Origin of the sequence: Pseudanabaena sp. UWO311 (assembly GCF_006937785.1) — a bacterium.
Classification (GTDB): domain Bacteria; phylum Cyanobacteriota; class Cyanobacteriia; order Pseudanabaenales; family Pseudanabaenaceae; genus Pseudanabaena.
On the sequence record NZ_SJEE01000001.1, the window covers coordinates 232888 to 251675 of the forward strand.

Annotated in this window: 18 protein-coding genes and 1 pseudogene; 7 read left to right on the plus strand and 12 right to left on the minus strand. The window is 42.1% G+C overall.

Annotated features, from left to right (window positions below; translation table 11 throughout):
- Positions 1–32: 32 nt before the first annotated feature.
- The 8 genes and pseudogenes from PseudUWO311_RS01135 to PseudUWO311_RS01160 form a co-directional block, all read right to left on the minus strand.
- Positions 33–467, minus strand: a complete 435-nt coding sequence (locus PseudUWO311_RS01135; RefSeq protein ID WP_142653259.1) for a hypothetical protein — start codon at positions 465–467, stop codon at positions 33–35.
- Positions 468–562: 95 nt separating this feature from the next.
- Positions 563–2884, minus strand: a complete 2322-nt coding sequence (locus PseudUWO311_RS01140) for a COR domain-containing protein (RefSeq protein ID WP_411729369.1) — start codon at positions 2882–2884, stop codon at positions 563–565.
- A gap of 30 nt (positions 2885–2914) precedes the next feature.
- Positions 2915–3649: pseudogene (locus tag PseudUWO311_RS24775) on the minus strand (leucine-rich repeat domain-containing protein); the annotation flags it as partial.
- A 70-nt stretch (positions 3650–3719) separates the two neighbouring features.
- A complete protein-coding gene (locus PseudUWO311_RS01145; protein ID WP_142653261.1) occupies positions 3720–4103 on the minus strand; it encodes a leucine-rich repeat domain-containing protein in 384 nt (127 codons plus the stop codon).
- 75 nt (positions 4104–4178) lie between these two features.
- A complete protein-coding gene (locus PseudUWO311_RS01150; RefSeq protein WP_142653262.1) occupies positions 4179–4514 on the minus strand; it encodes a XisI protein in 336 nt (111 codons plus the stop codon).
- The gene (locus tag PseudUWO311_RS01155; protein WP_142653263.1) at positions 4502–4918 is read right to left on the minus strand and encodes an element excision factor XisH family protein; all 417 of its coding nucleotides are present in this window, start codon (positions 4916–4918) and stop codon (positions 4502–4504) included. The genes PseudUWO311_RS01150 and PseudUWO311_RS01155 overlap by 13 nt, the downstream gene beginning before the upstream one ends.
- Positions 4919–4922: 4 nt before the next feature.
- On the minus strand, positions 4923–5063 hold the full coding sequence (locus PseudUWO311_RS23840) for a hypothetical protein (protein WP_190303349.1): 141 nt from the start codon (positions 5061–5063) through the stop codon (positions 4923–4925).
- Positions 5064–5222: 159 nt separating this feature from the next.
- Positions 5223–7619, minus strand: coding sequence for a GH36-type glycosyl hydrolase domain-containing protein (locus PseudUWO311_RS01160; RefSeq protein ID WP_142653264.1), 2397 nt, complete (start codon positions 7617–7619; stop codon positions 5223–5225).
- Between the two features lie 174 nt (positions 7620–7793).
- Between PseudUWO311_RS01160 and PseudUWO311_RS01165 the strand changes: the two genes are divergently transcribed.
- The 3 genes from PseudUWO311_RS01165 to recF all read left to right on the plus strand — a co-directional run bounded on the left by PseudUWO311_RS01165 (position 7794) and on the right by recF (position 10153).
- Positions 7794–8357 carry an EndoU domain-containing protein gene (locus PseudUWO311_RS01165; protein ID WP_142653265.1) on the plus strand — a complete coding sequence of 188 codons (564 nt, stop codon included), beginning with the start codon at positions 7794–7796 and terminating at the stop codon, positions 8355–8357.
- A 102-nt stretch (positions 8358–8459) separates the two neighbouring features.
- The gene (locus PseudUWO311_RS01170; RefSeq protein ID WP_142653266.1) at positions 8460–8870 is read left to right on the plus strand and encodes a hypothetical protein; all 411 of its coding nucleotides are present in this window, start codon (positions 8460–8462) and stop codon (positions 8868–8870) included.
- Positions 8871–9022: 152 nt separating this feature from the next.
- A complete protein-coding gene (recF, locus tag PseudUWO311_RS01175) occupies positions 9023–10153 on the plus strand; it encodes a DNA replication/repair protein RecF (RefSeq protein WP_142653267.1) in 1131 nt (376 codons plus the stop codon).
- A gap of 54 nt (positions 10154–10207) precedes the next feature.
- Here recF and PseudUWO311_RS01180 read toward each other — a convergent pair whose 3' ends face one another.
- Positions 10208–10588: an AbrB family transcriptional regulator gene (locus tag PseudUWO311_RS01180; protein WP_009628945.1), complete on the minus strand. Its 381-nt coding sequence runs from the start codon at positions 10586–10588 to the stop codon at positions 10208–10210.
- A 259-nt stretch (positions 10589–10847) separates the two neighbouring features.
- Positions 10848–11537, minus strand: coding sequence for a M15 family metallopeptidase (locus PseudUWO311_RS01185; RefSeq protein ID WP_142653268.1), 690 nt, complete (start codon positions 11535–11537; stop codon positions 10848–10850).
- 468 nt (positions 11538–12005) lie between these two features.
- Here PseudUWO311_RS01185 and murA point away from each other — a divergent pair, with 468 nt between their 5' ends.
- The 3 genes from murA (at position 12006) to PseudUWO311_RS01200 (ending at position 14816) form a co-directional block, all read left to right on the plus strand.
- The gene (murA, locus tag PseudUWO311_RS01190) at positions 12006–13397 is read left to right on the plus strand and encodes a UDP-N-acetylglucosamine 1-carboxyvinyltransferase (RefSeq protein WP_142653269.1); all 1392 of its coding nucleotides are present in this window, start codon (positions 12006–12008) and stop codon (positions 13395–13397) included.
- 108 nt (positions 13398–13505) lie between these two features.
- Positions 13506–14000: a 2-amino-4-hydroxy-6-hydroxymethyldihydropteridine diphosphokinase gene (gene folK, locus PseudUWO311_RS01195; RefSeq protein ID WP_142653270.1), complete on the plus strand. Its 495-nt coding sequence runs from the start codon at positions 13506–13508 to the stop codon at positions 13998–14000.
- A 213-nt stretch (positions 14001–14213) separates the two neighbouring features.
- Positions 14214–14816, plus strand: coding sequence for a hypothetical protein (locus PseudUWO311_RS01200; protein ID WP_142653271.1), 603 nt, complete (start codon positions 14214–14216; stop codon positions 14814–14816).
- 87 nt (positions 14817–14903) lie between these two features.
- On the opposite strand, the gene PseudUWO311_RS01205 is transcribed toward PseudUWO311_RS01200, so the two are convergent.
- Both PseudUWO311_RS01205 and PseudUWO311_RS01210 read right to left on the minus strand, forming a co-directional pair.
- The gene (locus PseudUWO311_RS01205; protein ID WP_142653272.1) at positions 14904–15779 is read right to left on the minus strand and encodes a hypothetical protein; all 876 of its coding nucleotides are present in this window, start codon (positions 15777–15779) and stop codon (positions 14904–14906) included.
- A 134-nt stretch (positions 15780–15913) separates the two neighbouring features.
- Positions 15914–17422: a bifunctional orotidine-5'-phosphate decarboxylase/orotate phosphoribosyltransferase gene (locus tag PseudUWO311_RS01210; protein WP_142653273.1), complete on the minus strand. Its 1509-nt coding sequence runs from the start codon at positions 17420–17422 to the stop codon at positions 15914–15916.
- A gap of 412 nt (positions 17423–17834) precedes the next feature.
- On the opposite strand from PseudUWO311_RS01210, the gene PseudUWO311_RS01215 reads away from it, so the two are divergent.
- Complete coding sequence (locus tag PseudUWO311_RS01215; protein ID WP_142653274.1) at positions 17835–18755, plus strand: peptidoglycan DD-metalloendopeptidase family protein; 921 nt, start codon at positions 17835–17837, stop codon at positions 18753–18755.
- Positions 18756–18788 lie beyond the last annotated feature (33 nt).

Below are 18788 nucleotides of genomic sequence, written 5' to 3' on the forward strand. Positions count from 1 at the left end.
GGCGCGATCGCGCTTTTCTTTTTTTGTTCTAACTACGCACCAAGTTCTAAAATATCTGCAAATGGCAGATCTTTAGCAACTTCTATGACAGTGATTTTGCCATTTTCTACTACAGTATTGCCCATAATTGTGTCGTGCATTGCTTCAAATTTCGATGCTGCGTCAATAGTGCATTCAAAATGAAGTGTTACATGGTAGAGCTTGCTAATTGCTTCGCCATCATGCGATCGCTCTACCGTCAGCATATCTACATTTTGCTGATCTTCTGCAATTTGGCGATACCGATCGGCTAACTGTTCAAGGGCGATCGCGATCGCGTGTTCTTGGGTTTTACCGTAGGAATTAATGGTGTTTTGGGATGGATCTGGTGATGGGTTTGATAAGTGGCAAAGATAGTAACCGTTATCTTCAAGGGTTACATTAATGGAAATATTTTCATTAATCAGTTTGGGACTGGTTTCACTCATATATATTTTTTTCAAAGGGATATTTTGCTTTCATCGATAAATTGGAGCTGCGTTGTGAGGTTGATGGGTTACGCGATCGCTAACCCATCCTACATTTATTTCTTCAAAAGCTGAGGAGTTGTATATTCCTTAATTCCTGCTAGGCGAATGGCGTTGCAGCCTAGTTTAAAGGCAAACTCGTAGGGTTCTCCTGCACCGATCGCTGCATAAAAACCAACGGCAAACTCAATGGCGGCGCGATCGCCAATAGTTTGACTCATCCCGATTACATATTGAATTTTTTGGCGGATTGCTTCGGCTTGAGTTTCGCTATAGCAAGCATTGAGGACAACGCATTCAATGCGATCGCCGAATATATCAAAGAGATCGGCTAGGTCTTCTCCACCAATTAATTTAAATTGTCCATTGATATCTTCAAATACTAATCCATCTTCATCGGCTCCATGCCCTGAGAAATGAATGATTTGCGGTTTGAAGTCTAGCATGGCTTGCTGGATATCTCTAGGACGAACAGCCACAGCAGTTTTGATGGGTTCTGTGCCATAACCTGCAAGACGCAAGCGTTCTTTGATGTCGCGTTCTTCTTGTTGCAGTCGCAAAGAGACGGAATTTTGAGGATTTGCGGCAAGCATGAGGATCGTTTTCATGGGTGTAGCCTCGTCTTTTAATTTATTGATTTGTGGTGATGCAGACTCTACGTTTTGATTGAGGCTAGTGTTTTGTATCCCAGTATTTGTGCCTTGGGTTTTCAAATCACCTGCAATCATCTGTCCTGTTGGTGCGTAGAAGTTATAGGTGTTGCCTCGGCTTTCAGCTTTTTCATTGCGCGACCGTCTATCTTCGATACTACTAATGTCATCGCCTATGTAATCAACTCTGATCACTTTTTGACGTAACTCTAGCGATTCATAACCATCCAGTAATTGACGGATATTGATAGTTATGTTGAGTTTCCCGATAGGATAGTCCTGAATACCCATTGCTTCAAGTCCAAGTAATTCTTGATAGTCGAGGGGTGGATGTTGGAGATGGTTGGGAACGGGAACCCATTTAGTGATTTCAAGGTTAGGGAGTGAAGAGTGAATTCTTTTGAAAGTATCGCGAAGGATACCAAGAAATAAGCGGCGAGTTTCTTTGCGTCCGCTAATAGTGATAAAGATTTTTTTGTCTTCAGAATCGGCTTTGATACGAGTAATATTATAGATTTCATTGTTTTCTTTGTAATGCAACATTACACCACTGCGCCAGTAGATTTGATTATGAATTTTTTCATGAGTAAGAACGATAAAGCGGGAAATAATGCTTTCAGGGAGGACTCGGTAATGGTATTGAAATTCGAGGGTTTCGCCTTGAAGCCTCGTTTCGTCTGGCTGATCTTTGGGTAGAAGTCCTGCGATCAGGAATTGGGGTGGACGATAATCTAGTTCAAAACAAAGCTCAAATTCTTTCATTAGCCCGATGAGATAGCTATGGCGCTTAGTGGGATAGCGTTCTGGATCGAGGATACGAGTCAGATCAGAAGAGGTAAAGACACCTTTGGTTTTAGTTTTAAGGATTTCGTCGCTGAGCATGGCATAGATACCTTCTGTCACCCATTGAGGTTTGAGAACATTAGTATCTTTGAGAATGGGATGGTCTCGGAAACTGAGAACTAAGCCGAGGCGATGTAGAAGGTCGATCAGTTGTTCTTGATTGTGTTCTTCGGGAATTTTATTCTCATTGCAAATGCTGAGATAACGGCTATGAGTAATAAAGTCTTCGGGCATGGATTCGAGTTGTTGTTTTACTTCAAACCACGAAAGAGGAATGAGATCGTAGACTTCTTTCAGGTTCCCAACTTGCTTTATAATTGCAGTGCGAAGATCATCAATGCCAATATTGTCTTGGCAAGAGGTTTCGATTATGTCTTGGATATTGGGATATTTTTCGCGCAGTGCCTTGCGGTTGATGTCCAGTGGTTGTTCATCTTTTTTATTGCCAACGATAATTACAGGGGACTGTCCACCAAAGCTTTCAATCAGTTTTAGCCAATATTCAATTCGATTTTCTTCTTCGCTGGTGCGACAGTTGCAGACGAGGAGATAGAGGCTACGTTTGGTTAAGAAGAATTGATGGGTGGCATGATAAATTTCTTGCCCTCCAAAGTCCCAAACATTGAGTCGAATATCATTGGCATTGATCTTCACATTCCAAGTCTCCACATTAAGACCGTCAGTTTGAGGCTGATTTTTATCAAACTTATTGCGAAGTAAGCGCTCAATGAGAGATGTTTTGCCTACACTGCCTTGTCCAATGAGTAGGAGTTTAGCTTCATGAAGTGGACGGCTTTTATGAAGCAGACGGAAGTAATTGAAAATTTTTGCCGCATCTTTTGAATCAAGTACTTCTGGAGAGATCGCAAGAAGATTATTACTCAAGTCGAGTTTTTTTAAGTTAGTTAAACTTTGAATCCCATCTGGTAGTTTTTTGATTTTGTTGTTTGAGAGATCAAAATAAGTGAGCTTGGTTAAACTAGCTATGTACAAAGGAATTCTTTGGATTTTATTTTTAGAAACGTTAAATGAAGTTAGATTAGTTAAGTTGAAGATCTCAGATGGTATATCCTGAATCTGGTTATGAGAGAAGTCAAGCAAAGTTAGATTGGTTAAATTGAAGATCTCAAATGGTATATCCTGAATCTGGTTATGAGAGAGATCAAGCGAAGTTAGATTTTTTAGATTTGAGATCTCAAATGAGAGATGATTAATGAAGTTGTTTGACAGATCAAGCGATTTTAGTGATGTTAAGCTTGTGAAACTAGGAATTTTCGAGATATTATTGTTTGAAAGATTAAGCGAAGTTAAGTTGTTTAGGTTTGAGATCTCAAATGGGATATCATGAATCTGATTATGAGAGAGATCAAGCGAAATTAGATTAACTAGGTTGAAGATCTCAGATGAAAGATGGTTAATAAAGTTGTTTGACAGGTCAATCGATTTTAGTGATGTTAAGCTTGTGAAACTAGGAATTTTTGAGATATTGTTGCTTGAGAGGTTGAGCGAAATAAGCTCTGCTAAGAAAACTATATTCGCAGGAATTTCAAGCAATCCCATGTCTGATAGGTCTAGTTCCTTTACATCGCTGCGGTATTTCCCACAGTGATCTATAAATTTTTCTAGTGATCCAATTTGATCCCATCTCATAACTTACTCCATTTCCTTCAGAAACATCTCTGCATCACCCAAAAATCTTGTAGCGGCTTGATTTTTATGACTAATTATAAACTAGTGATCGGTCAGTAGGTTTAGAGATAGGCATCGCGTCTGGTATCGCCGTGATTCGGTTGCCAGAGAGGTCAAGCGAAGTCAGATTTGCTAATTGGGCGATCTCGTCTGGTATCGCCGTGATTTGGTTGTATGCAATATGAAGTTCTTTGAGATTGGTTAATTGAAAAATCTCTCGGGGAATAGCAGTTAAAAAATTTCCTCCAATCGTTCTTTCTTCGTGGCCATACTTTCCTAAAATCAACTTTTCCAGACTTTGCAACCGTCCAATTTCGCTCGGCAATCCTTCCAGATCATTCCCCGACAGATCGAGTTCCGTCCAGCCCTCTCGTTCTGCTTGTGCGATTATTGCCAATAACTCTGCATCGTTCATAAGGAAAAAGTAGAAAGGAAAAAGGAAAAATTGGGATTTCGAGAATTATAAACAATTTTGAGCTTTAGGATTGTTCTATCCAACGGCAAAATCTGTAAACTGGCGCATATAGCTTGAATGAAAACCATTAACGATATTCTGCTTAGGAATCCCCATCTCCGCAAGCCTAAGAGAAATATCAAATTCTGTTCCATTATGTTGCACCCAAATTTTTCCATCCTTGATATCTAAATGCACCACACAGCCATAGATACGACGATGATTGCGCCAACCAACATGGACTAATTGATAATGATCGCGTTCTACATCAAAAATCAACTGCGACTCAACCTCACCATTTGCCGAACCATAACTTGCCAACTCCGTCAGCAAATCTTGAATCTTTTGCCGATACTCATCTAGTTTTGCCATTTTATAATCTCCTGCTGCTCTGGCATATAAACCACTAGTTTTAGTTGATACTGTTCAATTGTAGTTTGCACAAAAGGTAATTGAAAAAAAGAATCATAAGCACTTAATGGAATAGCTAAATACAGTGTATATTCTGGATACTGCCCCTGCATTAATAGACGATAGTTGAGATACTGCCCCAACGCTGTATGAAATTCCGACACAGCCGATCCACTAAGAAAGCTTTTTATTTCTACGGCAATTTTTTCGTTTCTGCGCTCTGCGGCAATTATTCGCTCTGCCCCCAAATCCACATACAAAGAGCCCAATCCAAACTCTAGAGCCAGAGGATCGTGAGTTATCTGCCAATTGTCTCTTTCTAAAGCTATTTTGACAGCATCATGAAAAATATCGCGTGCAGACATATGATTATTGTGGACTCTCTGATTCCTGATTAACTTGGCGATCGCCCAACTCAAACGTCAGAAAATCAATAAAGTGTAGTACCTGCTGCTGTTGCGCAGTTGGCAATTTCTGCATTTTACTCAAAGCCTTTTCTAATATCGTCATTCTTTGAATCCTCCTGCATACTTAATCTAACAACATTTAACATTTTACAAGATTTTTTAGATAGGCGGTCGGCGGATGTTTATTTGCATAATTTCTAAAGAATAAGCATTTTGTGTATGGTTTAAGAGATTGCCCCTCTTAAACCATACACAAAAAACTCTACAGGTTAACTGCGATCGCAATCTCATCACTCGCATAAAGTGCAAGATCAATGAAGTTTCCTTCCACAACTTGACCATTAACCGTCATCTGCTTAGCATCACTATGATTAACCACAGTTAGCGAGAGAACCTTACCGCGAAACTTGCGTTTAGCCGTAAAACCAGACCATTCGGCAGGAATTTTCGGGTCAATGATCATGCCATTAAAAGTGGGTTGGAACCCTAAAATATGATCAAGTCCAATGCGTAACATCCAAACTGCCGTTCCAGTCAGCCAAGAATGACTTGCCTGTCCTTGAGTCTCATGGTCAGGGCTAGTCACATATTCAGGATACACATAAGGCTCAGTTTCAAAGCGATCGCATTTTGCATCCGTTGCTTGTGAAGAATTAATCGGCATCATCCGACGATAGATTTCCCAACCAAATTCTGTATCACCATTGAGCAGAGAAGCCAGCACAAACCAAGCCGAAGCATGATTAAACACCGCGCCATTCTCTTTCTTCCCTGGGACACAACGACTGATTAAACCAACCGTATCATCGATTTCCGTAAAAGATGGCGCAACAATCTGCATTCCAAAAGGTGTAGCCAAATGTTCTCGACTACTTGCCATCGCTTTGTCTGCGCGATCCTTCGGCGCGAGTTCCGAAATCACCGCCCAAGATTGCGCGTTCAAAAAGATTTTGCCCTGTGTTGCTGACGATACGCCAATCGGTTCGCCATTATCTCGGAATGCTCGTAAATACCAATCGCCATCCCAACAGATATCATTAGTAACTTGGCGCAGATGCTCATAGAAGTTTTGAAATTTTTCTAAGGACTTGCGATCGCCTTGATGTTCACATACTGGCAGAGACTTATTCAACACATAGCCCAAAAAGAAAGCTCCCCAAGTGGTTTCGCCCTTGCCCTGTGAACCAACATGATCGAGCGTATCATTCCAATCGCCTGTAAAAATGCGCGGCATTCCCTTCTCGCCTGTATTTGCGATCGCAAAATCCAGCGCCCTGACCAAATGTTCATAGACAGTGCCTGAACTATCGTCATGATAGGGAACAACTTCTTCGAGAATCGAGAAATCTCCTGTTTCCTTGAGATATTCCACAATCCCAAAGGGAATCCAAAGCGGTGTATCGGAATGGTTAGTGCGTTCGCCAGTATTGGTCAGCACAAAATAATTATGTAAAGTGGAACCATCCTTAAACTGGAAGTTGAGAGCCTTAATTAATCTTTCGCGCACTCTCGCAGGATCGACCATCACCACACCGAGAATATCTTGGAAGCGATCGCGCATTCCCGTCCCAAACAACAATCCGCCATGATAATAACCAGAATTTCTCGCCATATCAAAAGTAACAGCCGCCTGATACTGATTCCACACATTGAGCATCGCGTTAAATGCTTCATCGGGTGTTTGCACTTGTACACAGGATAAATGCTGATCCCATTTCTGTTTAAGTTGCATTAATTTACTGTCAGCAACCTCCACAATCTTGCCCCCCTTTACAAGGGGGGTAGGGGGGATCTCTTTCGCCGCAATCTCCAAAACCACTGCAAAATCAACAGTTCCATTTGCCGCCAACGAAATCTTCGACTGCAAAGCCACAACAGGATCGCCAGCCGTAATTTCCGTATTCTGCATCACTCCCGTTTCTACTGCCACAGGATTTGCTTCCGATCGCCATCTGCCAATGAAAGTATCAAGACTACTATCAAAACCTGCGATCGGCAAACTTTGCGAGAAATAAATTTGATACTTCCAATCAATATTTGGCTGCTTAACGGAAACGCCTTTATTCAGCACCCAATAACGTCGTGTGGCAACCAATGCTTGCAAATCTTTGTCGAAATGAATATCCGTAAAATGCTTGTCATTAGGTTGATTGATCTGATCATTGAGAGCATTCCCCATCAACAATTCTAAGAAAGAATAAACTTCTAAATCTCGCGCCTGTCCTGAAAGTTCCGTTAACTTCACTCGCCAAATTTCGGCATTGGTATCTGTCGGAACGAAGTACGTGATTTCCCCACGAATTCCATTGATCTCAGTTGTGATTTTGGTGTATCCCTGTCCATGACGACATTCATAGAAGTCATAGTTAAGATTGATAGTAGGTGACCAACTTAATGACCAATACTTCCCTGTTGCAGTATCTTTGACCATCACGTAACGTCCAGGACGATCCCAAGGGAGACAGTTATAGCGCATCCGACTGATACGGTTATCGCGTGGCGATTCCAAAAAGCTGAAGCCTCCGCCTGTATGGGAAATCAGCCCTGCATATTGGCTATTCCACATATAGTTAAACCAAGGGCGCGGGGTGCGCGGATCTGTAATCACAAATTCCCGATTATCTTCGGTGTAATAGCCGTATTGGTTTGCGATCGCCACAGTTTAAAATATCCTTTCTTTGTATAATGAGGTTTATGCGATTTAATAAAGAACCAATTTTTTTATGGTGTAGCTCAGCCGCGCCATAAAAAAATTGGTTCTTTATTCTACTGATTGCGACATAGATTATCTCAATTTTTTATCTCAATTTTTAGGATAACTTCAAATAAAACTATGACAAATGCAATGATTTCTAAGTTAGTAGTTGGATTTGCTTCATTGGGGGCGATATTTGGCACTGTTTTCCTGAGTCCACAAGCAACCACACCTCAAACTCAGCATTCAGCGACTATCGTCCAAAACTCCAGTTATACAACAATAGCTAAAGCTCCTGTTGCTAAAGCGCTGACTATTAATAAAGTTCATATCTTTCAGGGAGAAATTAACCGCCGAGGCTTAGCAGTTGGTTATCATCATCGTCCTAATGGCAAAGACAGCAATAATGCCAAAATGGTCAAGCTGACAGGCTTACCCAATAGACAAGGCGTTTATATTGGTCGCGTCGAAATTCGCAACCCTGCCAATGGTCAATGGGTTAGCAAGTTGTCCAGTTCTACTTTTTTCCCAGATCAGTGGACTCAGGTTCAAGTCTTGTCAGAAATCCAAAGTGCTTTCGCCTCATCTAACAAAACTAAAGAACCTTGGCAAGGCACTTCCCCAAGTGGTTTAAAAATCGAAGGTTATTACAATAAAGCCACAAATACAATTACCACCGCTTATCCCATTTATCGCAGGTAAGTAGCTAGATTCTGTCCCGCTCAATGCGTGGACTGGGATTTTAATAGTAGGGTGAGTTAGCGAAGAGTAACGCACCGTCAAAGCTAGAGAGTGCGTTACGCTATGGCTAACGAACCCTACAGTAAATCTAGTAGAAATACCAAACAAGTCACCTTCCCATTCATAATATTTCCTCCAGAGCATGAAATGATCAATATCAAATTTTACCGAGATGCGGAAGGCTATTTTAAAGCTGACACTGAGCCTAAATATCAACTCCTTAGTCAATATTTTCAATCAGAAGTGCAAGGTGTTGCTGCTGTATGTGAAGATCTTTTAGTTGCGATCGCAGAGATTGAAATAGGCGATCGCCATTTATTGGAAGGAGTTGGTAATACATGTGGTTTGGAACTCACAGCAAATCAAGCAATGATCTGGAACGAGTTTAGTGAACATGAGCTAACTTTAAAACTTTCTCTCTCAGATTTCAAACAAACTTTAGAGGATTGCTTAAAATTTTTACAATCTGCTTAGCCAAGACCCTGCACTCAAGTACGGGCTAAAAGCTAAAACCCATTGAAACGGGTTAAATTTCTTCAGTCAGTTTCAACCGACTTTAGCTTTTAGCCAAGAACTTGAACTCTTGGTTTATGCTAGAAAGTCTGCCAATTGGGTCATCTGCGTGCATGTATCTTAAATCTCTCCACATCAAGCAGTTTCGCAACTATATCGATCAAGAAGTTAACTTCACTGCCCCAAAAACCGTGATCGTGGGCAACAATGCTCAGGGTAAATCTAACTTGCTCGAAGCAGTTTTGCTATTGGCGACTTTGCGATCGCATCGTGTGAGTAAAGATCGTGACTTAGTGCGAAATGGTGAGGCGATCGGTGAGATTATCGCAACTTGTCAGCGATCGCGATCGCCTGAAAGCTATCCCGTAGAATTATTGATGCGAATGCGGGCTAGTGGCAAGCGGACTCTAAATGTGAATGGAGTAAATCAAGCAAGGCATTTGGACTTTTTGGGCAACCTAAATGCAGTCATGTTTTCGAGTTTAGATCTGGATTTGGTGCGGGGTAGTCCAGAGAGTCGGCGCAATTGGTTGGATACAGTATTAATTCAATTAGAGCCGATTTATATCAATCTTTTGCAACAATATAATCAAGTTTTACGGCAGCGCAATGCTTTATTAAAGTCTATCAAACAAGGGCAAATCCAATATGAACCCCAACAAATGTCGCTTTGGGATGCTCAACTAGTAACTGCGGGCACAAGATTAATCAGAAGGCGATCGCGTTTATTGGAAAGATTAACGCCGATCGCCCATACATGGCATCAATCAATTAGCGGTGGTAGTGAACATTTGGAAATTAATTACTTGCCCAAATTTGCCTTCTCACCAACAGATACCGTCGAGAATATTCAGCAATCTTTTTTTGAGGCGATTTTGCAGAAAGCAGTGATTGAGCAACATCAAGGCACAAGCTTAATTGGTCCCCATCGTGATGAGGTTGCTCTGACAATTAATGCTACGCCTGCGCGTGAATATGGCTCTCAAGGACAACAGCGCACTTTAGTACTGGCGCTAAAACTTGCTGAGTTAGAATTGCTAGAATCGGTAGTCGGAGAACCACCGTTATTGCTATTAGATGATGTGCTTGCTGAGCTTGATCTCCAAAGACAAGATCATTTATTGAATGCGATCGGCGATCGCGTTCAGACAATTATTACCACTACTCATCTTGGTTCGTTTGATGCCCAGTGGCTAAATTCCGCCCGAATTTTTCAAGTAGAAAGTGGCAGAATTTTATTTTAAAACAGAAAAAATACAAGCTTGCTTTGCAAGCTTGTATTTTTTCTGTTTTAAATATTATTCTTCGTCGTCTGCACCAACTTGACGCAAATGAATATGTTTACGACCGAGGCGAATTTCTAACTCATCACCAGCTTGTAAACCCATCAATTGTGTGTATGCTGAGCCGATTAGTAGGTTGCCATTTTTTTGGACACTAACACGATAACTGGCACTACGTCCGCCTTTACCACTACCTTTCGCTTCAAGCTCCACGCCATCTGCTTCCATCAAGGCATTATAAAACTTCATCAAGTTAACACGAGCTTGATTGTTTTTAGTAATAGTGGCATACCCACAAGCTTTAGCTTTTTCTTCTTTTGAAAGATGTTCAAGTTCTTTGACTTTCTGTAGCAATGCATCACCAGAGAGTTGAACTGGTTGTTTAACTTTTGCCATTTGTTCTTAATAGTTTAATATTGAATATTTTTACATTAGTATCTTAGATAATTGTACTACTAGTCAAACTTTTTCACGAACATATACAACCTATTTTTTTAATGCTAACTATCATCTATATCTAAATTAACTAGCTTAATAAATAACGAGTTAGTCGCGAGATGTTTATGTGAAAGTATAAAATTTATGCTGATAGTATAGAATTCCGTGGTAACTACAAAGACAATTTATATCAATCTGAAACCTCAAAAAATAAAGGCTATATGACTCCTCCGTAAATCGCAAGTTTCTCATCGCTAATCCATGCCCAAAGTTGATCGCCATAGGAAAAGTGCCACCATTCATTTGGATGCCGACGAAATCCGCTATAAGTCATTACTTGATTTAACAATTCCCGATCGCGATTAAACCTCACTGATTGCGCATTACGAAAACTGGCAAAATAATTGGGCTCAGAGCGATCGCTAATCTCATCAATTGGCGATCCCATATCAACTTCTTGAAGATCGGCATCAAATAAAGTTACGTCGATCGCAGCACCAGTGCTATGAGGCGGAGGCATTTTCGGATCATGACTGGGAATAGCCCAAAATTTCATCACTTCTGCCATAAGTGAATTTTTTTTCTCCTCAGTGAGATTTTTTACTTCCAAATCCTTACTTTTGGCTAACTGCGCGAAACTATAATCCACCATAAATTGCTGCACAGGAATTGGGCGATAGGCATCAAAAATTGCGATTTGATAATTGGGGCAAATTGTTTGTAAATAGGCTTGAGATTTTAGTAATTTTTCTAAAACGCCTTGACGCACAAAAAAAGGAGAGCGATCGCCGTAGGGTGCGCCTAATGACATATATGGATGAGGATTGATTTTAAAGATGTCATCTGGAATTGCTACCAGTGGCTCATTGCACTCAGCGATCGAAATTCTTTGATATGGCTTTGACATGATTTGTAGTAATTTTTGTTAAAAGAAAAAGTAAGGCTGTAGGGGCTTAGCATTTGCGCCACAATTCTTTAACGCATCACAGAAAACCCGATCTGCAAATGCTAAACCCTTTGCGCTTTCGTAGACATATTGTCCCTGCGTTACAAGTTTTTGGGCAAAGCATTCCCAGATTAAAGTAATCTAAAAAGCATAGATTTCTGTGGGAATGCTTTGCCCCTACATCAGGGAGCGCGAATAAATGAAGACGCTAACCGCATTATTTAGAATTACTGCATTACTTTTGACTAAATTGCCATATACGGCTCAATCATTAATAATGAGTAAATACACTTAGCGTACAAAAGTTAACAGTTTATCGGATATACTCCGCTAAACTTTTGGCTACGTTATTTTTGATGTGAGGAGGACAAGGCGATCGTTTACACAAACACTTCAACCAATACAACTACAACCAACAATTTACAGCCTATGCAATCGACGATGGATCTCGGTAATGCTTCACAAATTGCTTCACAAATCATTGAGCCTATCGACTTAACCACGATCGAATCTTCTGAAATGGCACAAATAGAACCCAACTCTCCTGTCCTCCGTATCATTGGCAAAGCGAAATTGTCTGGGCATGTCCCCATTAGTGGTGCAAAAAATTCTATCCTTGCCCTCATGGCAGGTACACTTTTATCGTCAGAAGGATGCCGTATTCGCAATGTCCCTAACCTCGCTGATGTTCAGCGCATGAGTGACATTCTAGAAACTCTTGGAGTAAAAATTTCTCGCAATGGCGAAGTTCTCGATCTCGATACCAGCAAATTGACGACAAACTCTGCACCTTACGAATTGGTAAGTAAGATGAGAGCGAGTTTCTTTGCAGTTGGTTCACTATTAGCAAGACTCGGATCAGCAAAAATTCCTCTCCCAGGTGGCTGTGCGATCGGTGCACGTCCTGTAGAACTACATGTGCGCGGTTTGCAATCTCTAGGAGCATTTGTGCAGATCGATCATGGCATCGTTCACGCCCATGCGATGAGTCCCAATGGACGTTTGCAAGGTGCAAAGATTTATCTTGATTACCCAAGCGTCGGTGCAACTGAGACATTGATGATGGCAGCGACACTTGCTGAAGGACAAACCATTATTGAGAATGCAGCTCTGGAGCCTGAAGTAGTCGATCTAGCCGATCTTTGCATGGCGATGGGTGCAAAGATTCGTGGTGCTGGCACAAGTACGATCATCATTGATGGTGTCGAAAAGCTTCATTTTGCTGATTTCACAGCGATTCCCGATCGCGTTGAAGCGGCAACTTTCATGGTGGCTGCTGCGATTACGCGATCGACCTTATCAATGTCGCCTGTGATTCCTGCGCACCTTACTGCCGCAATTTCTAAACTGCAAGATATCGGTGTCACCGTGCGTCAAGATTCGGACAATATGATCACGGTTATTGGTGGCGATAACTATCGTGCTGTCGATATCGAAACCCTGCCTTATCCTGGGTTTCCTACCGATATGCAGGCACAGTTTATGGCTTTACTGACCATCTGCGAAGGCAATGGCGTAGTCACCGAAACTGTATTTGAAAACCGCTTGCAACATGTTGCTGAACTCAATCGCATGGGCGCAAATATTCGCCTCAAAAATAATGTTGCCGTGGTGACTGGTGTGCCCCAATTGTCGGGAGCTCCTGTAATGGCGACTGATCTACGTGCTTCAGCCGCACTGGTGATCGCAGGACTAGCTGCCGACGGTGAAACCACTGTCATGGGATTGCATCACCTCGATCGCGGTTACGATCGCATTGAAGAAAAGTTACGCAATGTTGGTGCAAAGCTTTATCGTACGACTGAAGCGATTCCCGTATAATTCAACAGTACAAGGAATTTTTTACAAGTGTTGAGAAGCAACACTTGTAAAAAATTCCTTGGGTTTTAAGAAAGCGCAACGCGCTGTATTGTTATTTGATAAAAATTCATGACCGAGCTTTGCGCGATCGCCCTAGGTAGTAACCTGAGCAGTGAAATAGGTGACTCCGAAAAAATTGTCCGTTCTGCGATCGTGCAACTTTCAAGCTTTTCCGAAATTGAGATAATTCGTGTTTCGCGTTGGTATCGCACTAAGGCGATCACTTTGCCTAATTCTCCACCCCAGCCTGACTATATAAATGGTTGTGCGATTTTAAAAACCAGTTTGCAGCCGCTTCAACTTTTGCAATTGCTTTTCCATACAGAACAAATGTTTGGTCGTGAACGCCGCGAACGTTGGGGTGCAAGGACTCTCGATTTAGATTTATTACTTTATGGCGATCGCCAAATTGATAATCCTGAATTAGTGATTCCACATCCCCGTATGTGCGATCGCGCTTTTGTGTTATTACCTCTAGCTGAGATTGCTGCTGATTGGATTCATCCGATCGCTGGTATTGCGATCGCTAGCCTTGCCCAAAAGCATACCGTCTTAGATTTATAGTAAAAGTACTAGATAAGTAAGGAGGAGGCAAAAGAAAACTATAAATGCCCAGATCTCCGACTTTTTGTATGCTTGTCAAAGGTAACTTATACTTTCCGAGAAAAAGTCGGAGATCTTAACTTTTAACTTTGACTTAGAAGTCTACTCAGAATATAGGAACAAAGGGTTTGTCAAAAACATCTATTTCCATAGTGTCCAAGTTATTGCTTTACTATGCGCCACAAATACTCAGATTGGAGAATTAATGCTTGGGGAATGAGCATTGGTTTGCTATTTGCCTTAACCCCTAGCGCATTTGCCGTAACACCTGCATCAGTTAGCCAAGATGCTGATGTACCTTGGTCAAGTGTTGTTGAAAATCCTTTCGACGGTAAACTTGTTTACGATAAGCACTTTACCGATAATTTTGCTTTTGTTTCCAGTTGGTCAAAGCAAGGAATTAAAGCAACCTATACTGAATATTGGTCAGATGTGGTCGGTTATCGCCGTTCTTGGAAAAGTCGTCGCGTCTGGCGACACGATCGCTACATTGATGAGCGCTATAGCGATCCAGAGCCTATTTATGAAAAAAGATCGCGGCTGCGATCGCCAAAAGCCCTCTTATTTAGCGCTCAAGGCAAAATTTACACCTACACAGGTGGCGAAGTTGGCGATGAGCTATCTGCTGCTTTAGCCAGTTTACCCGCAAGCAGTACAACTATTCGTGCTGTTTGGATTAACGATCAGACTACAGACTTTCCTGTTGGAGCAGGTACTGTGGAAGCATGGAAGACCATCTTTAAAGTTGCGCCACCACCTTCTCGTTTTGGCAATTAGGAATAAAAAAGCGCCCGAAGGGCGCTTTTTTATTAGAGCATTTTTTGGAAATCAAGAAAAAGAAAGCACCCTAAGGGTGCTTTCTTTTTAGAGAGTTTGATCGTTGTTAGGGCGTGGGCGGACACGGCTCGGAGTCGTATCTGGCTCAGGTAGAGGCGTATATTGATTGCCCGTAAAATCTTTGGTGACGCGCAAACGCTGGCTTGTGATCGTAATGCCCGACTCGCGTACCAACACTACAGATATCCAGCGATCGCCTGAAGAAAAAGGAGCTTGACCAATTTTGAACAACCCGCCCGCACGCAAGGGACGCAGATCGATCATATTTTCATTCAAATAATTTTTAGCTTCTACAGGTTCTTCGATCGCTGCACCTAATAATAAACTTGTGCCAAGTGGTTCCGTAACGATCGCATCAAGGACATATTGACGACCCACACCAATCAGCTCAGGGATTTTGAGCTTAACAGGAGGTGGCGCATCACCAGAACTCAGCGAAGAATTTTCTGCTAACACTTGTTGAGAAACAACTTGTAATTGACCATTGGTGCTTTTGTAGGTCTGAGTAGAAATCAGTCTGGCATCCAATTTGAAGTTATCATTCTCGGCTCCCCGTACTCCTTGGATCATCGTTACTGTTTCCGCAGTAATTAAGTCACCTTTTTTTTCCCATTTTGAAATTTCAGTGCGATAGGAAATATTTTTATATCGTTGCCAGAGTTGGCTCAATAACTGTTTGTAGCGATCGCGGTTTAGCCCATCGGAATGATTGAAAGTCGGAGCATAATATTTCATCACCGCTTCGATATCTTGCTTGCTGGCAGCTTTGTCTAAAGCAAATACGATATTTTCCAGCTCGGCTGGAGCAGGCTTAGATGATTGGGCTGCAAATGTAGGATCGACGATCGGCGCGAGTGTGGCAGTTGCCGCAGCAACAAGTAACAAACTAATTCTTTTGAACATGCGTAACTCTAATCAATAACCTGTAAGGATGAGCTTGCGAGTATAAATTTGTCTACGACAAATTTATACTCGCGATATTTAAGGATGGGATTGTGAGTATTAGTTGGTCTACGACCAACTAATACTCACGGTATTTAAGAATGCGACAAAGCAACAAATTGTTTCTCAGTTATACGCCCTGCTTGGTATAGTGTCTCATTTATTTCAGAGATTTTTAACACCGCGTGGGGTGAATATCCACTTGCTTGAATGCGATCGCATACTCCCGACTCATGATCTATAAATACGACGATATCACGCACCTTTAATCCACAGCTTTCAATTTTTTGCGCTCCCTCGATCGCACTCTTGCCAGAAATCAAAATATCATCAACCACGACAATGGTTTCTCCTGTTTCATAATTACCCTCGATCAAGCGTCTGGCTCCATAGGCTTTCACCTCCTTACGCGGAAAAATCAATGGAAAATTTAAACGCAATGCTAAGCCTGAAGCCGTGGGCAAGGAGCCGTAGGGAATCCCTGCAATGCGATCAAATTTAAGATTTTGCAAGATTTCGGCATAAGTACCAATTACTGCATCAAATACTTGAGGATTGGAGATAATCCGCCGTAAATCGATGTAGTAGGGGAAAATTTGACCTGAGGCCTGTACGGTTTCTTCAAAGGTAATGCAACCAATATCAAACAATTGCAAGATTAGATTCGCATGGGGATGTCCAGCTTGATCGAGCAAACAAACATTTGGCATCCACAAATCGCAAGCAGGACGATGATGATGGGTTACCGCGATCGCCTGATTGACTTCATCCCGTAGCGATCGCACTAATTGGGCTGGTTCACCGATCGCTAGCGCGTCCTGATTGACAGGCAAAATCAAACCGCCACCATTGGCATCTAACCCCGCGTTGAGAATTTCTGCTAAATTTTCGATACTCTGATGATTATCTTGACCACCACCTTGGCTACTTGCCCAAATACTTCTTGCTAAGATTAAGCGCTCAGGAGCTAGCGATCGCACCTTTGCCAAAGCATCAGGATTTTCTGCACCAATCTCTAGCGCTAAACCCTCTATTCCCGCCCAAGCTTGACAATTTTGCACCACATTGAGATACAAAGGCTTATCGGAATTGGGATATTCTTGAAAAGTTTGTGCGGTTGTATTTGATGAATAGCAGCTCACAAAAATCGCCTTATCTGGATACATCAAAAATCGCGCCGCCAAATCTTGTCCAATATAGGGACTCAAGGTAATCGCATCCACACCCCACTGCTCAAAGGCTGTCTTTGCCATGACACTGCTGCTATTTAGATCCGCGTGCTTAGCATCGAGAATGATCGGAATTTCTGGCGGAATCGCCGCTAAGGTCTTGGCTAATAGCTCCAACCCGCGCGCACCCAAAGCCGTATAAAAGCCCAAAGTTGGTTTATAAGCACAGACCAGATCAGCCGTGGACTCAATAATAAAATTCATCCATTCCCATAAATAAGCCACAGTGCGATCGGGATATGCTCCAGCATTCATCTCCGAGTCATATTTGGCTTTGTACTTGACAGGCATCACTTCAGGATTGGGGTCAAGACCCAAACATAAAATGCTCTGATTTGTCGCGATCGCAGTCCTGAGTTTTGAGGCAAAGCTCATAATTTAACGGCTTAGATGCAAGCAGATTTTTTGAGGTTGCAACAAATATACCGCTTAGATCTTCATTATTTTTGGTTCTGTAATATTCTGGGTGGTGCGGCTTTGCTACCTAAAATATTGCAGAACCAAAAACTGGTTTTCTTGATCGATACCTGCTATAAATAGCGGCTTTTGCTGACAAGTATTTATCTGCAAAAACAACTTTTTATCTGACTAATAATCGCAAGTTGCCATATTTGATCGAAATTTCATCAAAATTGATGTAGAATCTCCCTCGTTCCTGTTACACAAATCTTCAGAGCATTATCCCTAGCCTTCTACAAGTCTTATCACAAGACTTTTTGTGCATTTTTGTACGGCTTGTAGCTTGCTCTCAACCGTCCTACAGCGCAACGTTCCTATGCAAAACTTTATGTCTCGCTCCCACCAATTTAATTTATTGACCAATCGCAAATTAGCCAATAAATCCAAATCCCTGAACCTGCGTCTGCTATCACTGAGTCTGTGTGGCTTGACTAGTAGTTTAGCGATCGCAACACCTACAGCTCACGCAAACCGTCTCGAAACCTTTGTCTACGATTTAACTGATAGCAGGATTGAATTTTCTGTCAAAAATGACATTGAGCCCAAGGGAACTGTCATTAGCAACCCTACCCGCATCGTGATTGACTTGCCTGGTATTGTCTATCAGGGCCCAACGGTAAGACGACGTGTAGGCAAAGGCGTGCAAGCAGTAAGGGTTGGACAGGTTGATGCAAATACCACCAGAATGGTCGTGGAGTTTTCGCCTGAAGTTAAACTTAATCCACAGGATTTACGCCTCAAGTCAAGACAGCCAGGACGCTGGACAATGCAACTTCCACAAAATATTTCGGCGATCGACCTCAATAGGGTTTCTAACTTTACTTTGCCTATAACAGGAGCAGCCATCAGTTCTGGATTTGGATGGCGAGTACATCCCATCACGGGTGAGAGGAAATTGCATAAAGGTGTGGATTTTGCTGCGCCCACAGGCACACCAATTTTTGCAGCAGCTGAGGGTGAGGTCACCTATGCAGGATGGACGGATGATGGCTATGGCAATGTTGTCGAGTTGCGCCATGACAATGGCGAGCTGACGCTTTATGCTCATACCAATAGAGTGTATGTATCCAAAGGACAAATTGTGAGCAAGGGACAGGCGATCGCAGAAGTAGGCACGACGGGACGGAGTACGGGGCCACATCTACATTTTGAGATCCAACCCGATGGCAGAACTGCTGTCGATCCGATGGATTATTTACAGCTTCGCCAAGTAACTCTCGATTTAGCTTCTAATAGCTTTAAAGATTAAAAAAGAGATGATGTGCCGCGCTATGCGCAGCAC

Excerpts from the sequence above, each read along its gene's own strand:
- PseudUWO311_RS01150 (WP_142653262.1), bottom strand. The coding sequence starts at position 4,514 with ATGGCAAAACTAGATGAGTATCGGCAAAAGATTCAAGATTTGCTGACG.
- PseudUWO311_RS01185 (WP_142653268.1), bottom strand. The coding sequence starts at position 11,537 with ATGTCAAAGCCATATCAAAGAATTTCGATCGCTGAGTGCAATGAGCCA.
- PseudUWO311_RS01170 (WP_142653266.1), top strand. The coding sequence starts at position 8,460 with ATGGCTAACGAACCCTACAGTAAATCTAGTAGAAATACCAAACAAGTC.
- PseudUWO311_RS01145 (WP_142653261.1), bottom strand. The coding sequence starts at position 4,103 with ATGAACGATGCAGAGTTATTGGCAATAATCGCACAAGCAGAACGAGAG.
- PseudUWO311_RS23840 (WP_190303349.1), bottom strand. The coding sequence starts at position 5,063 with ATGACGATATTAGAAAAGGCTTTGAGTAAAATGCAGAAATTGCCAACT.
- PseudUWO311_RS01165 (WP_142653265.1), top strand. The coding sequence starts at position 7,794 with ATGACAAATGCAATGATTTCTAAGTTAGTAGTTGGATTTGCTTCATTG.
- recF (WP_142653267.1), top strand. The coding sequence starts at position 9,023 with ATGTATCTTAAATCTCTCCACATCAAGCAGTTTCGCAACTATATCGAT.
- PseudUWO311_RS01135 (WP_142653259.1), bottom strand. The coding sequence starts at position 467 with ATGAGTGAAACCAGTCCCAAACTGATTAATGAAAATATTTCCATTAAT.
- PseudUWO311_RS01205 (WP_142653272.1), bottom strand. The coding sequence starts at position 15,779 with ATGTTCAAAAGAATTAGTTTGTTACTTGTTGCTGCGGCAACTGCCACA.
- PseudUWO311_RS01180 (WP_009628945.1), bottom strand. The coding sequence starts at position 10,588 with ATGGCAAAAGTTAAACAACCAGTTCAACTCTCTGGTGATGCATTGCTA.
- PseudUWO311_RS01215 (WP_142653274.1), top strand. The coding sequence starts at position 17,835 with ATGTCTCGCTCCCACCAATTTAATTTATTGACCAATCGCAAATTAGCC.
- PseudUWO311_RS01155 (WP_142653263.1), bottom strand. The coding sequence starts at position 4,918 with ATGTCTGCACGCGATATTTTTCATGATGCTGTCAAAATAGCTTTAGAA.
- folK (WP_142653270.1), top strand. The coding sequence starts at position 13,506 with ATGACCGAGCTTTGCGCGATCGCCCTAGGTAGTAACCTGAGCAGTGAA.
- murA (WP_142653269.1), top strand. The coding sequence starts at position 12,006 with ATGCAATCGACGATGGATCTCGGTAATGCTTCACAAATTGCTTCACAA.
- PseudUWO311_RS01200 (WP_142653271.1), top strand. The coding sequence starts at position 14,214 with ATGCGCCACAAATACTCAGATTGGAGAATTAATGCTTGGGGAATGAGC.
- PseudUWO311_RS01210 (WP_142653273.1), bottom strand. The coding sequence starts at position 17,422 with ATGAGCTTTGCCTCAAAACTCAGGACTGCGATCGCGACAAATCAGAGC.